Source organism: Allobranchiibius sp. GilTou38, from assembly GCF_017565325.1.
Taxonomy (GTDB): Bacteria; Actinomycetota; Actinomycetes; order Actinomycetales; family Dermatophilaceae; genus Allobranchiibius; species Allobranchiibius huperziae.
Genome location: NZ_JAGEKN010000004.1, coordinates 130,374 through 151,629, shown reverse-complemented (window position 1 = coordinate 151,629; position 21,256 = coordinate 130,374). Strand labels below are relative to the sequence as shown.

The window sequence follows — 21,256 nt, the reverse complement described above, 5'->3', positions numbered from 1 at the left end:
GCACGCATCGGTCAGCCGGGCTTGTTGATGCGGTTCCGGGCCGCTTCGACCAGTCGGGACGTAGGTGCGGTCATGAGGAAGAGCGCCTGTCGGGCCCGGGGGCCGTGCTCGGTCTCGATGGCGTGCTCCAAGGCGCGGATGCGGCGTTCCTGACGGGTGGCGAGGCCCTCCAGATAGGTGATCTTCCCCTCGCGCTCGCGCAGTGCGCTCTCCAGTTGCGCGACCCGGGGGGCATCGCCCGCGGGTTCGGCCCGCGGGTGGCGCGCCGGGAGGGCGACTTCGTAGCGCAGCTTCTCCGCGTGCCGCCACGCGTCCTGATCGAGGTCGGCCCGTCCCGCGAGCGCTCCCAGCTCGTGGGCGATCCCGGCGGCGTCCAGCTCGGGCGCGTACGGGTGCTGGGAGGTGCCGGCGACCAGCGCGGCGGCGTCCCACAGGCCGTGCGCCACGGCCACGGGTGCAGCGACGTCCGCACCCTGGACGAGCACCCGCCGGGCCAGGACGCCGTCCTCGCCGACGACCGTGTTGCGCGGCACGGCATGCCCGCGTTGATCGGCCGGCAGTGCATTTACGTGGTCGCCGTAGCGGACCACCAGGGCGCGGACGTGGTCCAGATCCCCTGTCCTCAGGGCCGCGACGAGCAGCACCTCCAGGGGTTCGCCGTCGGTGTGGGAGTTGTCGGGCAGCGTGGGCGCGAAGACGGCAGGCAGCTCGGGCAGGTCCCGGCCGCGGACGAGGACCCACCCGCTCGCGAGCTGGCGCACAGCGCCGGCGCGCAGGGCGTCCAGCCAGTCAGGGTGCGCCGGCAGTGCCGCGCGGACGGTGGTGCCGGCCAACGGATCGGTGACGCGGGCGCCGTCGAGCACCACCGCGTCGCCCAGGACCAGGTGCGACGCGGACTCGGGCAGGTCCGCGCGCACCGGTGGACGGTCGTCGTACCCGGGAGTGCCCACCCACCACGATGTATCGCCGGATGCCCGACCCTGCGAGACGGGTTCGACGGCGAGGGCGTTCGGGACGTAGGCGATGAACCGGCCGTCGGCGTGGGAGACGGCCAGGTCCAGCAGGTCGAAGTGCCCGAGGCCGGGGGAGTCGGGCGTGAGCACGCGTTCGGGCGGGTCCAGGATCACCACGGTGTCGTAGGCCGACCGCAACGGCAGCCGGTCCAGGCCGCCGCAGTGCACGTCGACGCCCTCGGCGTGCAACCGCACCGCATCGATCGTGCCGCGCACCAGCACCGTCGCCCGCTCGCCCAGCCGGCGGGCCAGCGTGGCCGCCCGCGGGCCGATCAGCAGCACGCTGCCCTCGGCGTCGTCGAGGACGGCTGCGACCCACTCGGAGAGCGCCGTCGGAGGGTCGATGCCGTCGCGCCACCCGGTCATCTCGCCCCCGAGCAGGGTGGGACCGGCGCCTGCGTGCTGGCCGTCGTTGCTCATCCTCGTAGCCTAAGGCGGTCCCGCACCCACCAAGGAGGATCTGCGACCGATGGCGACGACCCCCACGATCGGCGTGGTGCTGCTGCACATGGGCGACCGCCCCGTGCAGCTCGCCGAGGCGCTGAGCACCCTGCGTGCCCAGCGCGACGTCGAGCTCGACGTCGTTCTGGTCGGCAACGGCTGGGAACCCCACGGTCTGCCGGACTGGGTGCGCACCGTGCACCTGCGGGAGAACGTCGGCATCCCGCAGGGCCGCAACGTGGGCGCGAGCGAGGCCCGCGGGGAGTTCCTGTACTTCTACGACGACGACGCATCGCTTCCGACGCCCGACGTGCTCTCCCGGCTCGCGGCAGTCATCGGGGCCGACGACCGCGTCGCGGTCGCGCAGCCGCGCGGCGCGGATCCCACGGGCAAACCCGCGCCGCGCCGCTGGGTGCCGCGGTTCGACGTGCGTGACGGCGGGCGGGCCGGGTCGGCGACGTGGTTCTGGGAAGCCGTCTTCATGATCCGGCGTACGGCGTTCGAGCAGGTCGGCGGGTGGCCCGGGCAGTTCTTCTTCGGCCACGAGGGCATCGACCTGGCGTGGCGGCTCGTGGACGCCGGCTGGCGCATCGAGTACGTCCCCTCGGTGGTGGTGCACCACCCGTCCACCGACGCCGCCCGGCACGACATCTTCTACCGCACCAACGCCCGCAACCGGGTGTGGGTCGCGCGCCGACGGCTGCCCCTGCCGCTCGTCCCCGTCTACCTCGCCACCTGGACCGGCGTGATGATGCTGCGGGTGCCCGACGCGCGCTCCCGGTCGGTCTGGCTGGACGGCTTCCGTGAGGGCTGGACCACCGACCCCGGCGAGCGGGCGCCGATGTCCTGGCGGACGGTCGGCCGGTTGACGCGGGCCGGTCGGCCGCCGGTCATCTGATGCGCGTCGTCGTCACGGGCGTCCGCAGCCGCACCCACCTCGTGCACGTGTCCGCCTATCTGCGCACGGCACTGGACTCCACCGCGCGGGGTGACCTGATCGACGTCGGCTACCTCGGCGGCGGCACCTTCCTCGGCAGCGCCAGCGTCGACGCGTCCGACGTGGCCCGTCTGCTGCCGGACGATCCACGGATGCGGATCCGGATGCTCGACCGCCTCGAGGACTGGTCCCCCGCCGGCGACGAGCTCGTCTATGTCGCCGTCGGCGCCCCGGGTATCCGACCGTGGATCGAGCTGCGCCGGCGCGCCGGCCTGACCCGGATCGCGGTGGTGGTGACCGACGAGGGCATCGGCAGCTACGGCACCTGGCGCACCCGGCACGACGCGTGGCTGCGCCAGGGGGTCAGGGAGCCGTGGTGCACGGTGCGCACGAGCGCGGTACAGCTCGCCGACCGGGTGCTGACCACCCGGCGGTTCGCGATGTACGACGCTGCCCGCGACTGGGCGCTCGACCCGGTGATCGCCGAGGAGTTCCGATCCCGCACCAGCGAGGGGGACGGCGACGGCGCCGACCGGGTCGTGCTGCTCACCCAGCCCTGGGTCGAGATGGGCGCCCTCCCGCAGGCCGCCTACCTGGATCACGTGGCGCAGGTCCGCGACCGGGTCGCTGCCACGGGCCGGCGGCTCGTCGTGCGGCCCCACCCGTCCGAGCACCCGTCCCGGTACGACCGCTTCGAGACCCTCACGGGCGATCTGCCCGCCGAGCTGGACGGGCGCGTCGTGGGCAGCGCCGCTGTCCTCGGCGGGTCGAGCACCGCCCTGCTCAACCTCGCCGCCCTGCACGACCTCCCGGCCCGGCGCTTGCTGGTGCCCGGTCTGGAGCATCTCGAGGAGCGCCTGGGCGCGGATCAGCGCGGCCTGCTGCGGCGCTACCTGCCCGCGGCGGTCGCGGCCGCCGACCTCCCCGCGGGCTAGAGTCGACGAGGTGATAGGTAACTCCACTGCGGCGAGTCGGATCGCGACTTCGCCGACCGTGCAGAAGGCGTTCGGGAGGGCGCGCGCCGCCGCACTCGGTGCGCGAGGTGCCGCCGCGAAGATCCCCCGGCCCCCCGAACCGGCGACCTCGCTCGGTGCCGCCGACGTAGCCGACGTACGCGTCACGGCACTGCTCGTGGACGGCGCCGACGCCCGCGCGGCCCGACGTCGTGCGCGGCGTCTCGGCCTGCCGCGCACCCTGGACGACACCGCCGCCTGGGCGGCGCTCGGCGGGCTCGCGGCCCTGCTGCGGGTCATCGACGACGGTCGTCGCCGCGCCGTGGTGGTCGACACCGCCGGCGCGCGATCGGTCTTCTCCCGATGGGCGGTCACGGCCGGGTTCGAGCCCGTGCACGTGGACGTGATGCGTCCGGAGGTCGTCGGCACCGCGATCGACCCCCGATCGGTTGACCTGGTCGCACGTCTGCACCCGCACTCCAGCGTCGCCGAGACGGTGGACGCCGACCTGGCCCGCGCGGCGGGTGCGCTGCGCCGCGGCGGCGTCGTCACCATCACGGTGCGGCTCGGCCCTCCCGAGGTGGGCGCCCTGTCGGTCGCCGACCTGCGCTCGCTCGTGGCCCGCGCCGACGAGCAGGGGTTGACGCTGCTGGGCGACTTCGACCTGCACGAGGGCGCCCGCGCCCGCGAGGTCGCGCTCATCGACGAGAGCGACACGTTCGGCCTGGCACTGCTGGCCTTCCGGCGCAGGTGAGCACGGCGCCCGAGACCGCCCGCTGGGAGCCCGGGCGTCCGGTGCCGGTCCGGGCGATCCTCGGTCCGCTGCGCCGCGGTGCGGGCGACCCCACCTGGCGCGTACACGAGGGCGCGCTGTGGCGCGGCGTGCTGACGCCGCACGGTCCGGCCACGGTGCGGCTGTGGCGCGAAGCCGACGGCGAGCACGCCGATCGGGCTCACCTGCACGCCTGGGGACCCGGCGCGAGCTGGTGTGCGGCGGCGCTTCCCGACTGGTTGGGCGCGCGCGACGACGTCAGCGCGTTCCAGGTGCACCACGAGGAGCTGCGCGATGCCGCCCGACGGCTGCAGCACTGGCGGGTCGGCCGCACGGGTCTGGTGCTCGAGGCGCTGGTGCCCGCGATCATCGAGCAGCGCGTGACCGGCAAGCAGGCGTTCGCGGCGTACCGGGTGCTGGTACGCCGCCACGGGACTCCCGCGCCCGGGCCCGGCGCGGAGTTCGGGTTGATGTGTCCGCCGGACGTGCCGGGCTGGCGGCGGATCCCGTCCTGGGAGTGGCTGCGCGCGGGCGTCGATGCCCAGCGGGCCGACACCGTGATGCGGGTGCTCCAGGTGGCCCACCGGCTCGAGGAACTGGAGCGGCTACCGCTGCAGACCGCCTGGCGTCGGCTGGGGTCCATCCCCGGGGTGGGGGTATGGACCGTGGCCGAGACCGTACAGCGGGCGTTGGGCGACGCCGACGCGGTCAGCTTCGGCGACTACCACGTCGCCGCGGACATCGGCTGGGCCCTGACCGGCGCCGCGGTCGACGACGTGGTGCTGGAGCGGCTGCTCACGCCGTACGTCGGGCACCGTTACCGGGTGCAGTACATCGTCACGGCCGGCGGCCTCACCAAACCGCGCCGCGGCTCCCGGATCACCCTGCCGACCCACCTGCCGTAGGCGCGGCAGGGAGGGTGCGCTCGCGTACCCGCACGGTGACCGCCGTCCCGGCGCGTGACGTCTCGCACCCCAGGCGCTCACCGGCCAGCGCCACCTCCAGCCGGGCCCACACCCGGCCCAGGGCCATCGGATCGCCGGCGCTCAGCGTGACCAGCTCACCGGAGCCTTCGAGGTCGACCCCCACCTCGTCGTCGGCGCACAGTGCCACCCGCACGGCACGGGCGACCCGGTCGAGGAGCGTCTCGGGCTGCACCGACTCGATGCCCACCTGCTGCGACAGCTCGCTCCCGGCCGGCACGCCGAGCGCGTCACGGACGGCCTCCGCGCGACCGAGCGCGAACCAGTCGCCCGGTCCCGAGCGCACCAGATCCCGAGCAGGTACGCCGTCCCCGGGCTCTCGGACGAGGTGCGCGAGCCCGCGCACGATCGCGACCGGCACCCGGTGCAGCTTTCCCTTGACCAGGTCGGCGGCGGAGGCGATCTCGTCGGCGAGGTTGCGGACCGTGACGGCGAGGTCCCGGCCGTGGGTGTCGGCGTGCCCGCGCAGATCGTCCAGGCCCGCGAGCCCGCTGGAGCCGAGCGCGAAATCGGTGAGGCCGGCGCGCCAGGCACGGCCCGAAGTGTCGCTGAGCAGCACCGCGAACCGCGCCGGCACCAGGCCCGCGAGCCGTTCGTGCAGGTCGCGCGCGGCAGCGTCGGGGTCGTGGGGGAGCAGGAGCAGGCGCTCCTCGCGTGCATTGGAGGCGTCGATGCCGGCGCCCGCCATGACCGGCCCGCTGCGTGCGGCGACGACGCGGGTGACCGAGTCGGGGGTGCGGCGTTCGGCCACCACGGACGTCGACTGCGCGAGCACGAGTGAGGCGCGATTGGTCGGGTCGGCGTAAAGGCCGAGGGCCTTGGAGACGATCTTGCTGGTCACCACCAGGATGTCGCCGTCCTGCAGCGCGAGGTCCGCCGTCGTCATGCCGGCGGCGAGCACGGCGGCGAGGTCGTCGCCGTGGACGATCTCCGGCAGACCGCCGAGAGGGATGACCCGCAGTTCGGTCGTGGCCACGCCTCAGCCCCGTCGGGGCAGTTCGGCGGCGAGGTCCAGGGCGGCGCCCGCCATCGCGCCCGCCGTCTCGACCGAGGTCATGAGCAGGGGTACTGCGCGCACCTGCAGCCGGGCGTCGTACCGCGCGCTCGCGTCGCCCTCGTCGACCAGCCACCCGGACAGGAAGTCGGCGTAGAGGCCGGCGACGCCGACAGGGGTGACCGGCACGTCCAGCGCCGCCAGGCAGGCGTCCGCGTGGCCGCGCACCGGTGCGCCACCGACCAGCGGCGAGACGCCGACGACGGGAGCGGCGGTGCCACGCAGGGCGTCCCGCACCCCGGGCACCGACAAGATGATGCCGATCGAGACGACAGGGTTGCTCGGCGGGAGCAGCACCACGTCGGCCTGCCGGATGGCGTCCAGCACGCCCGGCGCGGGTGCGGCACGATCCATCCCGGCCACGACGAAGCGCTGCGCGGGGACGGACGCCTGCATCCGCACCCACCACTCCTGGAAGTGCACGGCGCGCTGCCCGTCCTCGTCGTCGATCACGACGTGGGTCTCAACCGGGGTGTCGGTCATCGGCAGCAGCCGCACGCCCTGCTCGGGCAGGCCCCACCGGGTCGCGAGCCGCCCGACGACCTCGCTCAGGGTGTGTCCCTGCCCGAGCCACTGGCTGCGCACGATGTGCGTGCCGAAGTCGCGGTCGCCGAGACCGAACCACTGCGGCGACGCGCCGTACGCCGCGAGCTCGCCCTGCACGGAGTGCGTCTCGTCGGCCCGGCCCCAGCCCTGGCTCTCGTGCACCCCGCCGCCGAGGGTGTAGAGCAGGGTGTCGACGTCCGGGCAGACGCGCAGCCCGAAGAGGGTGATGTCGTCACCGGTGTTGGCGATGACCGTGACCTGGTGCGGGCCGCCAGGACGGGTCTGCAGGTGGTGCAGCAGGCCGCGCAGAAATCGTGCGCCTCCTACGCCCCCGGCGAGTGCGGTTATGTGCATGGTCGCCATCATCACCCGTGTCCTCGAAAAGCAGCGCAGTGGACCACAATCCGGGCTTGACTCGGGGGAATGACACGCGTGTAATTAGCTCCGTCGTTTCCGGTCGGTGTTGGAGGACCTCGTGCAGGAATTTGCTTTGATCGATGGGGACGGCGTTGACGACGAGGGGGAGTTGTCCTGGCAGGAACGCGCGCTGTGCGCGCAGACCGACCCAGAGGCGTTCTTCCCCGAGAAGGGCGGTTCGACCCGCGAGGCCAAGAAGGTCTGCGTCGGGTGCACCGTGCAGGCCGAATGCCTCGAGTACGCACTCGCTCACGACGAGCGGTTCGGCATCTGGGGCGGCCTCTCCGAGCGTGAGCGCCGCAAGCTGAAGAAGCGCGCAGTCTGAGCACGCTGCAGACTCGCTCCTCCCGGCCGCCGTCAGAGGATGAGCGCACCGGGGGTCTCGTGACGGCGCTGCTCGTCGTCCGTGGCGGACACACCGACGGTCTTGACCGACCCGCCTTCCTCGACGCCACCTGCGCGGCACTGATCGAGCAGACCCGCCCCCCCGACCGGCTGGTCGTCGTCGACGCCACCGCTGACCGGATGATGCGCGGGTACATCGACGACCACGAGCGACTGCGCGGCGCGTACCCGCAGGTGTCGGTCGTCGCGGTGCCGCGTGACGCGCCGTTCGCCGCGATGGTCGACACCGCGGTCGATGCTCTGCCCGCACCCGGCGAGGACCTGGTCGTCGCACGTCGTACCGGCGGTCGCGCGGGTCGTCGCCCCGTCCGCCCGCGTGATCGCACGCACTGGCTGTGGCTCCTGCACGAGGACTCCGCGCCGGATTCCAGCGCCCTGGCGGAGCTGACCGCCGTGGTCGCGCAGTCCGAACGGGTCGGTATCGCGGGGTGCAAGGTGGTCGACGCTGCCGACCCCACGGTGCTGCTCGACATCGGCACCGACGTCACCCGCACCGGGCGGCACGTCGGCGCCGCGGCGGGCGAGACCGACCAGGGTCAGCAGGACCATCGCCGGGACGTGCTGTCGGTGAGCAGCGCCGGCATGCTGGTGCGACAGGACACCTACAACACCCTCGGCGGTTTCGACCCGGCGTTCGACGGCGAGGGCGACGGTCTCGACCTCGGCTGGCGCGCGCACCTGATCGGCCACTCCGTCGTCGTGGTCCCCGCAGCGCGGGTGCGTCAGGTCGCCGGCGACGCCGGCCGCGACGCCACGACACTGCGCCGTCACCGCCAGGTGGCGCTGGCCCGGGCGAGCCTGCTCGGCATGCCGTTCCTCGCGATCTGGACCGCGCTCAGTTCGCTCCTGCTGACCCTGGTGCTGCTGCTCGGCAAGCGTCCCCGCCGCGCCGGGGTCGAGTTGGCGCAGGGCACGGCACCGTTGGGCATGCTGCGCATCCTCGGCGCCCGCGGCCGATTCTTCCGGCGCGGCACGACCCGTCGGCGCAATCTGCGGGGACTGTTCGTTCCCGCGGCCGGAGCCCTGCGCGCCGCGTACGACGGGCTGCTCGACGGAGCCGGCGGGCGCTCCCGCGGCGCCATGGCACGCGACGCGGGCGCCGCCGAGACAGGTCCGGTTCCGGCCGTCGCCGAGGAACTGCTTGTCGAGCGCGGACCCATCGCCAGGTCCGTGCTCGGACCCGCGGGTCTTCTGGTGCTGCTGCTCGCGATCGCGAGCGCTGTGCTGTGGCGTGACCTGCTGACCAGCGGCGCCCTGACCGGCACGGGGCGCGGCCTGACCGGTGGCCAACTGCTGCCCTTCGACACCGACGCGACCGGCATCTGGCGCACCTACCGCGACGCGTGGGTCGGCCCCGGCCTCGGACACCCCGCCACCGACGCGCCGTACCTGCTCGTGCTGGCCCCGCTCGCCTGGCTCGTGGGTCTGCTGCCGTGGATCGACCATGACGCCGCCGGGGGCGTCGCCGTCGCCTGGCTGCTGTTCGCCGCGATGCCGCTGTCCGGGCTGGCGGCCTACCGCGCCGGCCGGGTCGCGACCGACGCCCGCTGGCCGCGGCTGGCCGTCGCACTGCTCTGGGCCACGCTGCCCACGCTCACCACCGCCGTCGCGCAGGGCCGCCTCGGTGCCGTCGTGGGGCACATCCTGCTGCCGTTCGCGCTCGCCGGCACCCTCGCGGCTCTGCGTCGCGGCGCGAGCGGCGCGGTCACCTTCGCCGCGGTGCTGGCGGTCGCCCTTACCGGTGCCTTCTCTCCGGTCCTGTTGATCGTCTGCAGCGCGGTGGCGTTGGCCGGCGTGCTCCTCGCTCCCGGCGTCGGCCGGTTGCGGGCGCTCGCGGTGTTCGTCGTGCCGTGGCTGTTGCTGGGGCCGTGGAGCCGCGACGTGCTGACCGGTGACCGCCGCGGGCTGCTCGCCGGTCCGGGTGCCCTCGACCCCACCCGCGGCGGCGGCGTCCACCCCTGGGAGTTGGCGCTGCTGCACCCGGGCGGCCCGGGGTCCTACGCCGTCCTCGCATCGATCCCCGTGCTGGCGATCGGCCTGATCGGACTGGTGCGCACCGGACTCGGCCGCTCCGGGGCGGCGCTCGTCGGGGTCGGCCTGCTCGGGCTCGGCGCAGCCCTCGCGGCTCCCCACGTGCTGCTCGCGGCCACGTCCCGTGGCGACGCCACGCCCTGGACCGGTCCCGCGCTCGACGTCTACGGGTTCGCGCTGCTCGCCGCCGGGCTGCTCGGCATCGCCGGTCTGGGCGCCGGGCGGTGGCGTCCGTGGGTGCACGGCCTCACCGCCGTCGCATGCGTCGGGGCCTGCGCTGTCGCAGGGTTCGGGGTCTGGACCGCGTCGGCCACCGCGCTGACGCCGGTCGTGAGCTCGTTGCCATCGGTCGTACAACGTCAGCTGACCTCCGGTCCCGCACCCCGCGCCCTGCTGCTGACCGCCGCATCCGACGACGCGGTCACCTACCAGCTCATCGGCCGGGAGGCGGGCCTGCCCGCGCGCGACCTGCGCAGCCCGTACCCGTCGTACGACGCCCGCACGGCGGCAGCGGCCCGCGTGCTCACCTCGACCGGTGCGAGCGGTCGCACGGAAGGCTCCCGTCTGATGCACCAGCTCGGAGTCGAGTACGTCGTGGTGCGCGGAGCCGCCGCGGTCCGACGACTGGACGCACCCCTCTCGACGACCGCGGGGCTCACCCAGCTGTCCGCCGGCCGCTCCTCGTCGGTCTGGCGGGTGGAACCCACCAGCACGACCGGCGGCGACGAGGTCGGCAGCAGCCGACTCGTCATCCTGCAGGGTGGCCGGCCCACCACCGAGCTCGCCTCCCGTGCCCAACACGGGCGCACCGACCTGACCGTGCCCGCCGGGGCGCCGGGACGCACCCTCGTGCTCTCGGAGGGCAGCGGCTGGACCGAGCACGGCCGAGTCGCGCTCGACGGGCGGGTGCTGTCGGCGTCGCCGGGTGCCGACCAGCCGACGTACGTCCTGCCGGCCGGCGGCGGTCACCTTGTGGTCGAGACCGGTGTCCGGCACGAATGGCTCGCCTGGATGCAGCTCGGGTTGTTGATCGTCGTGCTGTACCTCGCGATCCCGTTCGGCACCCGTCGACCGCGTACGGAGCAGGTGAGCGGCACATGAGGATCGGCGGAGCGCTGCGGGTGCTGATCGCCGGCGGTGTCGCGGCCGGTCTGGTCTACGGCGCGGGGCGCGCCGAGGGCGAGGTGCATCTGGCCCGCGCCGCGGACCGCGTGGTCACGGTCTCCGGCACCCCGCAGGCCCTGCAGAGCGCGTCCGTCACCTGCCCCGGTGCGGACCGCGGCGGGCTGAGCGACAGCACTGACCCGGAGGCCGCGCAGCAGCAGGTGACGCTGCTGTCCGGCAGCGCACCGACCAGCGTCCTGCCCGCAGGCACCCGCACCCAGGGAGCGGGCGGCGGCACCGTTCCCACGACGCGGACGGGCACGACGTCCACCACCCTCTCGGGGGACCGGGCGATGCGGCTCGACACGACCGGAAGCCTGGCGCCCGGCAGCACCGCCACGCAGTATTCCTACGACAGCATCAGATCCGCTCGTGGGATCTCCGTCCTGCAGTGCACGGCTCCCGTGCAGGACGCGTGGGTGCTCGCCGGTGGCACCGAGCCCGGCCGGGTGACCCGCCTCGTCCTCGCCAACCCGGGCAGCTCAGCCATCACGGTGGCTGCGACCGTCGTGGGTAGCGCGGGACGCGATCCGTCCTCGGTCGCGGGGACGGTGATCGCGCCCGGACGGCGGACCGTCCTCACCCTCGGCACGCTGCGCAGCGGGAGCGACCCCGCCATCCATGTGACCTCCTCCGGTGGGCCCGTCACGATCGCGGCCGCCGACGTGTGGATGGACGGCGAGACCCAGATCGGCGAGGAGACCACCGGCGTGAGCGCGTCGCCCGCGACCACGCAGGTGCTGCCCGCCGTACCCGTCCTCGGACCCGCGCCGGTGGTGCGGGTCGCCGATCCCGGCACCCAGGACGCCGTCGTACGCGTGCGCGCCACGGCGTCCGACGGGTCGATCGCCACCGAGCAGGTGCTCACCGTCGCGGCCGGACGCACCGGCTCGCTGACCCTGCGCGGGCTGACCCGCGGCGACTACGGCGTGCAGGTCCTCTCCGACGAGCCGGTCATCGCTGCCGCTTCGGTGCGCACGACGGCGACGGGAGTCGGTGACCTCACCTGGGCGACGGGTGCATCCCTCACGCGCGCGCTCACCGGCACCGGCCTGCCCGTGGGCCTGGGCAACGGCGACGCGGTACTGGGGGTGACGGCTGCGAGCCGCACCGCGCAGATCGTGGTCAGCACCGTCGACGCGCAGGGCCGGGTCACGTCCACCAGGCGTTCGCTGGCCGCGGGCACGCCTCTGCTGCAAGGACTTCCGGCCGCGCGGTCGGTGTGGGTGACGGTGCGGTCCGGCTCCGTCTGGGCTGCGGTCACCCTGCGTCGTATGGACCGCAACGGCCCGCTCGTCGCGACGACCACGCTGACGCCGCTCCCGCTGGCAGCGCAGGCTCCGGCGCTCCGGCCGGCGAGCGGCTGAGGTTCACTCCGAGGCGCGGTCGGCCCACCACTGGGCGTAGGAGCGACCGCCTCGGACGGCCTGGTCGCCGGGCAGGTTCGAACCGTTGCCCAGCGCTGTCAGAACGCGCCCGACCCGCGGGAGCTGGACCCGATGCGGGGTGGGACGACCCGACAGGTGCGCGGTGAGGACAGCGATGTCGCGGGCGCTCAGCACCTCTGGCCCGGCCAGCTCGACGGTGCCGCCGGTCGGCGTGGTCTCCAACGCCACGTCCACCAGCCGTCGTGCCACCCACGCGGTGTCGCACGGCGCGAACCGCAGGCCCCGCAGTCCGACGCCGATCGGGCCGACATGCACGCCGCAGATCCGTTCGACGAACTCGTGGAACTGCGTGGCACGCACGATCGTGTACGGCCGCTTGGACTCACCGACGACCCGTTCGGCCTCGGCCTTGACCCGGTAATAGGGAAGCGGGCTGTCCCAGCACCCGACGATCGACACATGGACGAGGTGAGCGTCCGGGTTGTTCTCGGCCAGTGCGTTGCACAGCCGCTCCAGACCGTCGACGTCAACCTCATGACCGTGGGGGTCGGTCGCGCAGTGGATGACCGCCTGCACGTTCTGCACCGCGTCGCTCAGCCCTGCGCCGGTGCGCAGATCGCCGACGCACACCTGCGCATCCGTCCCGGCGTCGGCGCGGCGGGTGAGGACCTTCGCGGGGACGTCGGAGTCGAGCAGCTCGCGGACCACGGCCCGGCCGAGGGTGCCGGTGCCGCCGGTGACCAGCACGGGCGCGCGTCCGACGTGCGGGAGTCCGGACAGCAGGTTCGGTGCGGCGGTGGGGTCGGTCACGTGCGCTCAGTCCTGCAGGTCGTCGGGATGGATGCCGACGACGCCGGCGACCTGCTCGGCGACGATCTGCTCGATCAGGTCGGCGAGCTCGTCCTCGCCCACGGCCCGCGCCTCGATCGGACGGCGGTAGATCACGACCCGCGGCGTCGCCTTCCCGGTGCCGGGAAAGGTGCGACCCAGCGCGACGTCGGACTCCCACGGTGCCGGATCGTGGGTGGGCACGTCCTCGACGGCCACCTCGAGCATGTCCAGCGGCCTGCCGAGGCGATGCTCGACGCGCTCCAGGGCGCTCAGCACGGTCTCGTCGAACTCCTCTGCGCGGGTGCGCATGACAGGCACCCTCGGCCAGGCCAACGGCCCGCGGATGCCGCGGCCGTGCCGCTCTGAACGCGCAGGGCGGGCAGCGCGCGTCCCGGGTCCGGGTGTGCTGCGGAGGTCCTGCCAGGCGGCGTACCCAGTCATCCCAGGAGCCTATCCAGCCACCCGGCCATGTCGACCTCGCCGTCGCCCGGCGCGCCGATGACGACGAGTCCGGGCGCTCGCCTAAAGTCACGGCGTGATGCACCCGAGCCCCCGCGTGATGATGCGCCAGTGCAACCGCAGCGCCTGCCAGGGGCCGGCCGTTGCCACCCTGACCTACGTGCACGCGGACTGCACGATCGTGCTCGGACCGCTCGCCACCTACGCGGAGCCGCACTCCTACGACCTGTGCGCCGCTCACACCACGCGGTTCACCGCCCCGCGCGGCTGGGACGTCGTGCGACTCGCTGTCGACCTGGAGCCGCCGGTGCCCTCCGGTGACGATCTGGCAGCGCTCGCGGACGCCGTACGTGAGGCCGGTCGACGCGAACCCGCGCGTCCCGCCGCCGACCCGTCGGCCCAGCCGGGACGGCCGCGGTTGCGCATCCTGCCGAGCTCCTGACCCCCGTTAGGCTGCGGCCATGACCTCCCCACGCCTCGCCGAGTTCGTCAAGGCGTACGACGTGCGGGGCCTGGTGCCGCAGCAACTGTCGCCCGAGGTGGCCCGAGCGATCGGCGGCGCGTTCGCCGAGCAGATCGCGATCCCCGAGGGCGCGAGCGCTGTCGTCATCGGTCACGACATGCGCCCCAGTTCACCGCAACTGGTGTCGGCGTTCGCCGAGGGCGTGATGGCGCGAGGTGTCGATGCGGTGCTCATCGGACTCTGCTCGACCGATGGTCTCTACTACGCCAGCGGCGCCCTGGATCTGCCCGGCGCGATGTTCACCGCGAGTCACAACCCCGCGGAGTACAACGGCATCAAGCTCTCTCGCGCGGGGGCCCGGCCGATCAGCACCGACACCGGACTGGATCAGGTGCGCGACCGTGCACAGGAGTGGCTCGACGACGGTCAGCCGGCCGCCGTCGACACGCCCGGCGTGGTCCGCGAGCGTGACCTGCTGGGGGAGTACGCCGCGCTGCTGCGCCGGCTGGTCGATCTGCAGGGGATCCGGCCGCTCAAGGTCGTGGTCGATGCGGGCAACGGGATGGGCGGGCACACCGTCCCCGCCGTCCTCGGCACCGGAGCGGGTCTGGCGGCGCTGCCGCTGGAGATCGTGCCGATGTACTTCGAGCTCGACGGCACCTTCCCCAATCACCCGGCGAATCCCCTGGAGCCGGACAACCTGCGCGATCTGCAGGCCGCCGTCCGCGAGCACGGGGCCGATCTGGGGCTCGCCTTCGACGGCGACGCCGACCGGTGTTTCGTGGTGGACGAGCACGGCGACCCGGTCAGCGCGTCGGCGGTGACGGCGCTCGTGGCCACCCGTGAGATCGGGCGTGCGGTCGCCTCGGGCACTCCTGTCGACCAGGTCCGTGTGGTGCACAACCTCATCTCCTCCCGGGCGGTGCCGGAGATCATCACCGAGCACGGAGCCCAGGCGGTGCGTACCCGCGTGGGTCACTCGTTCATCAAGTCCGACATGGCGCACCACCGCGCGATCTTCGGCGGAGAGCACTCGGCCCACTACTACTTCCAGGACTTCTGGTACGCCGACACCGGCATGCTCGCCGCACTGCACGTGCTCGCCGCCCTCGGAGCCGACCGTCGTCCCCTCTCGGAGGTGATGCGGGAGTACAGCCGCTACGTCGCCTCCGGTGAGGTCAACTCCTCGGTCGACGACAAGGCGGCGGCGACCGCGCGGGTGCGCGACTGGGCGCTGCACCAGGACGGCGTCGTCGAGGACACCCTCGACGGCCTGACCTTCACCCACGATGGGTCGCCGATGTGGTGGCTGAACGTGCGCGGCAGCAATACCGAGCCCCTGCTGCGGCTCAACGTCGAAGCCGCCGACGAAGCGACAATGACCGCCGTACGCGATGCGGCATTGGCTCGGATCCGTATCCACGACAAGGAGACCCGATCGATATGAGCACCGACGAAGCGCACGGTCTCGAACCCTGGCTGCGCGACATCCTGCGCTGCCCCGTCTGCCGCGGTGAGCTGGTCGACGCGACCTCCCCGGACGGCGGACCGGAGCTGCAGTGCGCCTCGTCCTGCGACGCGGAGGGCGTCCGGCGCGGCTACCCGATCACCGACGGGATCCCCGTCCTGCTCGCCGACGAGGCACGCCTCATCCGCGGCTGAGCACGGTGCCCTCCCTCGAAGAGTCCTGGATCGACGATCCGGAAGAGCTGCGCTGGCGCGACTCGCGTGACAGCCTGCGCTCGCTGGCGACTGCCGGCGCGCAGGTGCGCGAGGCCGTCACCCTGAGCCGGGAGGCCGGCGTCGAGCGCGTCGCGTACGGCGAACGCCCCCGATCGGTCCTGGTCGCAGCACTCGGCGGGTCCTCGGTCGTCGCGGACGTGCTGGAGCTGCTCGCCGAGCCGGGTTCGCCGGTGCCGGTCACCGTGCGGCGCAACCTGCCGCTGCCCGGATGGGTCGGACCCCTCGACCTGGTCCTCGCGGTGTCCCTGTCGGGGACGGCCGACGGGCCCGTCGCCATCGCCCGTGAGGCGGCCCGTCGCGGCACCGCCCTGCTGACCGTCGGCGCCGACGACTCGCCCCTGGCCGAGGCGGCGCACCGGGCGCGCGGCGTGCACGTCAGCGTCGGGCGTGGTCGCACCTCGAGCCGCACGTCGCTGTGGTCGTTGTTGACCCCGGTGCTGCTCGCGGCGGACGTGCTCGGCCTCGCCGACGTCCCGGACGCTGTCTTCCCGCAGATCGCCGCGCGGCTCGACGAGCAGGCGGAGACCTGCCGGCCCTCCTCGGAGTCGTTCGTCAACCCGGCCAAGCTAATGGCCGTTCAACTGGCCGAGACCGTGCCGGTGGTGCTCGGGGACAACCCGCTCACCGGCGTCGCCGCGCAGCGGGCGGCGTCCATGCTCGCCCGGACGGCGCGGATGCCGGCCACCTGGGGTGAGCTGCCGGACGCCGCCTCGCAGGTGGTGGCGTGCTTCGACGGGCCGTTCACCGCTGGCGGTGGCCAGGGACTGGCCGGGCGCACCGGCATGGACATCTTCGCCGACCCGTTCCTCGACGGCCCCGCGCAGCCGAGCCTGGGGCTGCTGATGCTGCGCGACGCCCCCTCCGACCTGCCCACCCCTGAGGGCGACGAGGCTGCAGCACTCACCGACGACCTGCTCGCGACCGCTCGTCAGGCCGACGTGCGCGTGGTCGAATCCATTGCTGCACCAGGTCATCCGGTCGTCCGGCTCGCCGAGCACATCGCGATGGTCGACTTCGCCTCGACCTACCTGGCCATCGGACTCGGCGTCGACCCCGCAGTGTCACCGCACGTGGCCGACCTGCGCGACCGTCGCCGCGGTCGCGGGCGGCCGTCTGCGGGATAGCGTGCCCGGCGTGAGCACCGAACCGCACAGCCCCGCGCCGATGTCGTACGCCGATTACCTCGGTCTGGACACGCTGCTGGCCTCGCAGCACCCGCGCGCGGTGCCACCGCAGCACGACGAGCTGCTCTTCATCATCCAGCACCAAACCAGCGAGCTGTGGTTCAAGCTCGTCCTGCACGAGTTGCGTTCTGCCAGAGACCTCTTCGCTGCCGACGAGCTGCAGGCGTCGCTCAAACGACTGGCCCGCGTCAAGCACATCCAGGCCACGCTCACCCAGCAGTGGTCGGTGCTGGCGACGCTCACGCCGAGCGAGTACGCGACCTTCCGCACCTTCCTCGCGACATCGTCCGGATTCCAGTCGGTGCAGTACCGCGCCGTGGAGTTCCTGCTGGGCAACAAGAACCCCGACATGCTGCGGGTGTTCGACGCCGAGCCGGGTGCCCGCGACCTGCTCGCCGAGATGCTGCGCGAACCGAGCATCTACGACGTGTTCCTGCAGCTGCTCGGCCGGCGCGGGTTCGCGGTGCCGCCCGAGGCGCTGGAGCGGGACGTGGCGACGCCGTACGTGCCGCACGACGCGATTGTCGAGGTGTTCCACGAGATCTACTCCGACCCGCCGCGCTACTGGGACATCTACGAGACGTGCGAGGAACTGGTCGACCTGGAGGACAACTTCCAGCTGTGGCGCTTCCGGCATCTGAAGACGGTCGAGCGCATCATCGGCGGCGCGCCGGGCACCGGCGGTTCCAGCGGCGTGGCGTTCCTGCGGCGCTCACTGGACCAGACGTTCTTCCCGGAGCTCTACACCGTCCGCGGGCAGATCGCGCAGGGGCAGTGACCGTCGCGTCCGCCGCTGGGACGCCCCGCCCTACGCTGAGACCGTGACTCACTTCGACCTGGCCATCATCGGCAGCGGTTCGGGCAACTCTCTCGTCACCCCCGATTTCGACGGCAAGTCCGTTGCGATCATCGAGAAGGGACTGTTCGGCGGCACCTGCCTCAACGTCGGGTGCATCCCGACCAAGATGTACGTCTACGCAGCGGAGGTGGCCGACACCGTCCGTGACGCGAGCCGGTACGGCGTCGACGCGCACGTCGACGGGATCCGATGGCCCGCCATCCGCGACCGCATCTTCGGGCGCATCGACCCGATCTCCCAGGGCGGAAGGGACTACCGGGTCAACGGGGCCAACACCACGGCGTACCTCGGGGAGGGCCGGTTCACCGGTCCGAAGACCCTGACGGTCACCGTCGACGGTCGCGAGGAGGAGGTCTCGGCAGACCAGATCGTGCTCGCCAGCGGCAGCCACGCGGTCGTCCCCGACGAGATCACCGCCTCCGGCGTGCCGTTCCACACCAGCGACACGGTGATGCGGATGGAACAGCTGCCGTCCTCGATGGTCATCCTCGGCGGCGGGTTCATCGCCGCGGAGTTCGCTCACGTGTTCTCCGCGCTCGGCGTCGCCGTCAAGATCGTCGCGCGCGGCAAGCAACTGCTGACCAAGGAGGACGCCGACATCTCCGCGGCGTTCACCGAGCAGGCCGAGCAGAAGTGGGACGTGCACCTGGGCTCTCCTCTGGAGCGCGCCGAAGCAGTGGACGGCGGCGTCGAGCTGACGCTCGGCAACGGCACGCGGGTGCGGGGCGAGGTGCTGCTCGTCGCGACCGGACGTGCCCCGAACTCGCCCTCGCTCGACCTGGACGTCGCAGGGGTGGACACCTACCCGGACGGCCGGATCGTCGTCGACCCGCACGGCCGCACGTCGGCCCAGGGCATCTGGAGCCTCGGCGACGCGAGCTCGCCGTACCAGCTCAAGCACGTGGCGAATCACGAGGCGCGCGTCGTGGCGCACAACCTGGCGCATCCGGACGACCTGCACTCCTTCGACCACCGCTTCGTGCCGCAGGCGGTCTTCACCCATCCGCAGATCTCCTCGGTCGGGCTGACTGAGGAGCAGGCCCGCGCGACCGGTCTCGACGTCACGGTCAAGGTGCAGAAGTACGGCGACGTCGCGTTCGGGTGGGCCATGGAGGACACCACCAGCATGGTCAAGCTCATCGCCGACAAGAAGACCAAGCTGCTCATCGGCGCGCACTTCCTGGGCCCGGACGCCAGTTCGCTGATCCAGACCTCGATCCAGGCCATGTCCTTCGGGTTGACGGTGCCGCAGATGGCCCGGGGCCAGTACTGGATCCACCCGGCACTGGCCGAGGTGGTCGAGAACGCGCTGCTGGGGCTGGAGTTCGACGACTGACCCGCACCTAGACTGCGCCCATGTCGAGCGAGGGTGGCAACAAGGCGATCATCGCGGCGCTCGGGGCCAACCTGGGCATCGCGATCACGAAGCTGATCGCGTTCGCCCTCACCGGGATGAGCTCGATGCTCGCCGAGGGGATCCATTCCCTCGCCGACTCCGGCAATCAGCTGCTGCTCCTGATCGGCGGTCGGCGGGCGAAGAAGGCGGCCACGCCGGAGCACCCGTTCGGCTACGGCCGTGAGCGCTACGTCTTCGGGTTCGTCGTCTCGATCGTGCTCTTCAGCCTCGGCGGTCTCTTCGCGCTCTACGAGGCGTACCACAAGGCGCACGAGGCGCATGCGGGCGAAGGGGAGCGGCCGGGTTTCGGCCAGGACTGGTGGTGGGTGCCGGTGGTGGTCCTCCTCGCGGCGATCGTGCTGGAGGGTCTGTCGTTCCGGACGGCGGTCCGCGAGAGCCACCCGCACCGTGGCGATTCCTCCTGGCTGCAGTTCATCCGCAGGGCCAAGGCGCCCGAGCTCCCGGTGATCCTGCTCGAGGACTTCGCGGCGCTGGTCGGGCTGGTCTTCGCGCTCTTCGGCGTCGTGCTCTCGGTGTTGACCCGCAGCTCGTACTGGGACGCCGCGGGCACCGGACTCATCGGCCTGCTGCTCGTGGCCGTCGCCGTCGTCCTCGCGATCGAGACCAAGTCGCTGCTCGTGGGGGAGTCCGCGAGCCCGTCCGTCGCCCGGGCGATCGTCGCGGCGATCGAGGGCGCCCCGGGGGTCGACCGGGTCATCCACGCCAAGACGCTGCACCTCGGGCCGGAGGAGTTGCTGGTCGCGGCGAAGATCGCGGTAGGTGCCGCCGACACCGGCGCCCAGGTGACCGCCGCGATCAACTCGGCCGAGGAGAGAGCCCGCGCGAGCGCGCCGGACCTGCGGCTCGTGATGTATCTCGAACCGGATCTCGACGCCTCGCCCGTGCCGTGACGATCGACCGCATCGCGCTGATCTCCGACGTGCACGGCAACCTGACCGCTCTGCAGGCGGTGCTCGGAGACATCGCCGCACGGGGTATCACGCGCATCGTCAACCTGGGCGACTTCATCGGGAAGGGCCCACGGGGACAGCAGGCGGCCGACCTGTGCCGCGAGGTCTGCGAGGTCAACCTGCGTGGGAACTGGGAGGACTTCCTGCCCGCCGAACAGCCGACGTACCGCGATCCCTCGCTGTGGTGGTGGCGGGAGGAACTGCGCGCCGAGCAACTGCCGTGGCTGCGTACTCTGCCGTTGTCGCACGACCTGCTGGTCGGCGGCCGGCGGGTGCGCCTGCTGCATGCCAGCGCCGGCGATGTGCACACGAAGGTGTACGCCGACCTGTCGCCGGTGGAGTTCGACGGGATGTTCGCCGCCACGGCTCTGACCGGGTCCGGCCCGGTGCCCACGGTGGTCGGGTACGGCGACATCCACGACGCCTACCTGAGCGTGCGCGACGGGCGAACGCTGTTCAACGTCGGCAGTGTCGGCAACGCGCTCGATGAGCCCATCCCGTCGTACGCCGTCCTCGAGGGAGCCGTGGGCAGTGACCTGCCGGGCCCGTTCGGGCTGCAGTTCGTGCGGGTGCCCTACGACGTCGAGGCCGAGATCCAAGTGGCCGCCGACGTCGGCATGCCCGGGCTCTCGTTCTGGGCGACCGAGCTTCGCACCGGGGTCTACCGTTCTCTGCAGCCGGGTTGGCCGTCGTGACCTTCGACGGGCAGGACATCGTTCCGGACGACAAGGACTGGACGTGGACGCTCGAACGGCGTTGTCCTGAGTGCGGACTGGCGGCCGGTGAGGTGCCGGCTCCCTCGTTGGCGGAGGAGTTGCGTCGGGCACTGGAGCCGTGGCCGGACGTCGCCCTCCGGGCAGGTGCTCGCGAGCGCCGCGACCCGGCGCGATGGTCCGATCTGGAGTACGCGTGCCACGTGCGTGACGTCTGCCGGGTCTTCGCCGGCCGCTTGAGGTCGATGCTCACCGAGGACGACCCGACGTTCGACGACTGGGACCAGGACGAGACCGCTGGGCGCGAGCATTACGGCGACTCCGATCCCTCCGACGTCGCGAGCGAGCTGTCTGTGGCGGCGCAGAGCCTGGTCGCCGGGTGGGCGCAGGTCGCACCGGATGCCTGGGGCCGCACGGGTGTGCGCTCCAACGGTTCGCGCTTCACCGTGCTCACCCTCGGCCAGTACTGCCTGCACGACCTCGTGCATCACGGGGTCGACGTGGCACCGCTCAGCTGACGGCGGCACCCGTGC

Annotated in this window: 21 protein-coding genes; 16 read left to right on the top strand and 5 right to left on the bottom strand. The window is 72.8% G+C overall.

The genetic code is table 11. The features are described 5' to 3' along the window. Window positions 1–11: 11 nt before the first annotated feature. On the bottom strand, window positions 12–1,433 hold the full coding sequence (locus JOB34_RS02565) for a hypothetical protein (RefSeq protein WP_208051255.1): 1,422 nt from the start codon (window positions 1,431–1,433) through the stop codon (window positions 12–14). A 49-nt stretch (window positions 1,434–1,482) separates the two neighbouring features. On the opposite strand from JOB34_RS02565, the gene JOB34_RS02560 reads away from it, so the two are divergent. From JOB34_RS02560 to JOB34_RS02545, 4 genes are read left to right on the top strand one after another with little or no spacing between them, the layout of a single operon-like run. Continuing rightward, window positions 1,483–2,352, top strand: a complete 870-nt coding sequence (locus tag JOB34_RS02560; RefSeq protein WP_233763165.1) for a glycosyltransferase family 2 protein — start codon at window positions 1,483–1,485, stop codon at window positions 2,350–2,352. Continuing rightward, the gene (locus tag JOB34_RS02555; RefSeq protein WP_208051254.1) at window positions 2,352–3,326 is read left to right on the top strand and encodes a polysialyltransferase family glycosyltransferase; all 975 of its coding nucleotides are present in this window, start codon (window positions 2,352–2,354) and stop codon (window positions 3,324–3,326) included. The genes JOB34_RS02560 and JOB34_RS02555 overlap by 1 nt, the downstream gene beginning before the upstream one ends. A 10-nt stretch (window positions 3,327–3,336) precedes the next feature. Further along, entirely contained in the window at window positions 3,337–4,098 is a 762-nt protein-coding gene (locus tag JOB34_RS02550) for a hypothetical protein (RefSeq protein ID WP_208051253.1), read from the top strand. Then, window positions 4,095–5,021 carry a DNA-3-methyladenine glycosylase 2 family protein gene (locus JOB34_RS02545; protein ID WP_208051252.1) on the top strand — a complete coding sequence of 309 codons (927 nt, stop codon included), beginning with the start codon at window positions 4,095–4,097 and terminating at the stop codon, window positions 5,019–5,021. Before JOB34_RS02550 ends, JOB34_RS02545 begins: the two co-directional genes overlap by 4 nt. On the opposite strand, the gene cofE is transcribed toward JOB34_RS02545, so the two are convergent. Further along, a complete protein-coding gene (gene cofE, locus JOB34_RS02540) occupies window positions 4,996–6,075 on the bottom strand; it encodes a coenzyme F420-0:L-glutamate ligase (protein ID WP_208051251.1) in 1,080 nt (359 codons plus the stop codon). The two genes, JOB34_RS02545 and cofE, sit on opposite strands and share 26 nt — an antisense overlap. A 3-nt stretch (window positions 6,076–6,078) precedes the next feature. Next, complete coding sequence (cofD, locus tag JOB34_RS02535; protein ID WP_208051250.1) at window positions 6,079–7,053, bottom strand: 2-phospho-L-lactate transferase; 975 nt, start codon at window positions 7,051–7,053, stop codon at window positions 6,079–6,081. A gap of 121 nt (window positions 7,054–7,174) precedes the next feature. Between cofD and JOB34_RS02530 the strand changes: the two genes are divergently transcribed. Genes JOB34_RS02530 through JOB34_RS02520 form a run of 3 tightly spaced genes read left to right on the top strand, consistent with a single transcriptional unit; the run spans window position 7,175 to window position 12,083 of the window. Further along, window positions 7,175–7,441, top strand: coding sequence for a WhiB family transcriptional regulator (locus JOB34_RS02530; RefSeq protein ID WP_179479537.1), 267 nt, complete (start codon window positions 7,175–7,177; stop codon window positions 7,439–7,441). 59 nt (window positions 7,442–7,500) lie between these two features. Next, the gene (locus JOB34_RS02525; RefSeq protein ID WP_208051249.1) at window positions 7,501–10,653 is read left to right on the top strand and encodes a glycosyltransferase; all 3,153 of its coding nucleotides are present in this window, start codon (window positions 7,501–7,503) and stop codon (window positions 10,651–10,653) included. Continuing rightward, the gene (locus tag JOB34_RS02520) at window positions 10,650–12,083 is read left to right on the top strand and encodes a DUF5719 family protein (protein WP_208051248.1); all 1,434 of its coding nucleotides are present in this window, start codon (window positions 10,650–10,652) and stop codon (window positions 12,081–12,083) included. The genes JOB34_RS02525 and JOB34_RS02520 overlap by 4 nt, the downstream gene beginning before the upstream one ends. Window positions 12,084–12,086: 3 nt before the next feature. Here JOB34_RS02520 and JOB34_RS02515 read toward each other — a convergent pair whose 3' ends face one another. Beyond that, entirely contained in the window at window positions 12,087–12,914 is an 828-nt protein-coding gene (locus JOB34_RS02515) for an NAD(P)H-binding protein (RefSeq protein ID WP_208051247.1), read from the bottom strand. Window positions 12,915–12,920: 6 nt separating this feature from the next. Continuing rightward, window positions 12,921–13,244, bottom strand: coding sequence for a metallopeptidase family protein (locus tag JOB34_RS02510; protein WP_208049372.1), 324 nt, complete (start codon window positions 13,242–13,244; stop codon window positions 12,921–12,923). 229 nt (window positions 13,245–13,473) lie between these two features. Between JOB34_RS02510 and JOB34_RS02505 the strand changes: the two genes are divergently transcribed. The 9 genes from JOB34_RS02505 to JOB34_RS02465 are packed head-to-tail and all read left to right on the top strand — an operon-like array spanning window position 13,474 to window position 21,241. Further along, window positions 13,474–13,836: a DUF3499 domain-containing protein gene (locus JOB34_RS02505; RefSeq protein WP_208051399.1), complete on the top strand. Its 363-nt coding sequence runs from the start codon at window positions 13,474–13,476 to the stop codon at window positions 13,834–13,836. A gap of 19 nt (window positions 13,837–13,855) precedes the next feature. After that, a complete protein-coding gene (locus tag JOB34_RS02500; RefSeq protein WP_208051246.1) occupies window positions 13,856–15,304 on the top strand; it encodes a phosphomannomutase/phosphoglucomutase in 1,449 nt (482 codons plus the stop codon). Continuing rightward, window positions 15,301–15,519, top strand: coding sequence for a hypothetical protein (locus tag JOB34_RS02495; protein WP_208051245.1), 219 nt, complete (start codon window positions 15,301–15,303; stop codon window positions 15,517–15,519). Before JOB34_RS02500 ends, JOB34_RS02495 begins: the two co-directional genes overlap by 4 nt. Window positions 15,520–15,524: 5 nt before the next feature. Beyond that, on the top strand, window positions 15,525–16,724 hold the full coding sequence (locus JOB34_RS02490; protein ID WP_208051244.1) for an SIS domain-containing protein: 1,200 nt from the start codon (window positions 15,525–15,527) through the stop codon (window positions 16,722–16,724). Between the two features lie 40 nt (window positions 16,725–16,764). Then, entirely contained in the window at window positions 16,765–17,562 is a 798-nt protein-coding gene (locus JOB34_RS02485; RefSeq protein WP_208051398.1) for a tryptophan 2,3-dioxygenase family protein, read from the top strand. Window positions 17,563–17,605: 43 nt separating this feature from the next. Next, window positions 17,606–18,979, top strand: coding sequence for a mycothione reductase (locus tag JOB34_RS02480; RefSeq protein ID WP_208051243.1), 1,374 nt, complete (start codon window positions 17,606–17,608; stop codon window positions 18,977–18,979). Between the two features lie 20 nt (window positions 18,980–18,999). Then, window positions 19,000–19,950, top strand: a complete 951-nt coding sequence (locus tag JOB34_RS02475; protein WP_208051242.1) for a cation diffusion facilitator family transporter — start codon at window positions 19,000–19,002, stop codon at window positions 19,948–19,950. Then, complete coding sequence (locus JOB34_RS02470) at window positions 19,947–20,705, top strand: metallophosphoesterase family protein (RefSeq protein ID WP_347813688.1); 759 nt, start codon at window positions 19,947–19,949, stop codon at window positions 20,703–20,705. Before JOB34_RS02475 ends, JOB34_RS02470 begins: the two co-directional genes overlap by 4 nt. Next, on the top strand, window positions 20,702–21,241 hold the full coding sequence (locus JOB34_RS02465) for a DinB family protein (protein WP_208051241.1): 540 nt from the start codon (window positions 20,702–20,704) through the stop codon (window positions 21,239–21,241). Before JOB34_RS02470 ends, JOB34_RS02465 begins: the two co-directional genes overlap by 4 nt. The last annotated feature ends 15 nt before the right edge of the window (window positions 21,242–21,256 follow it).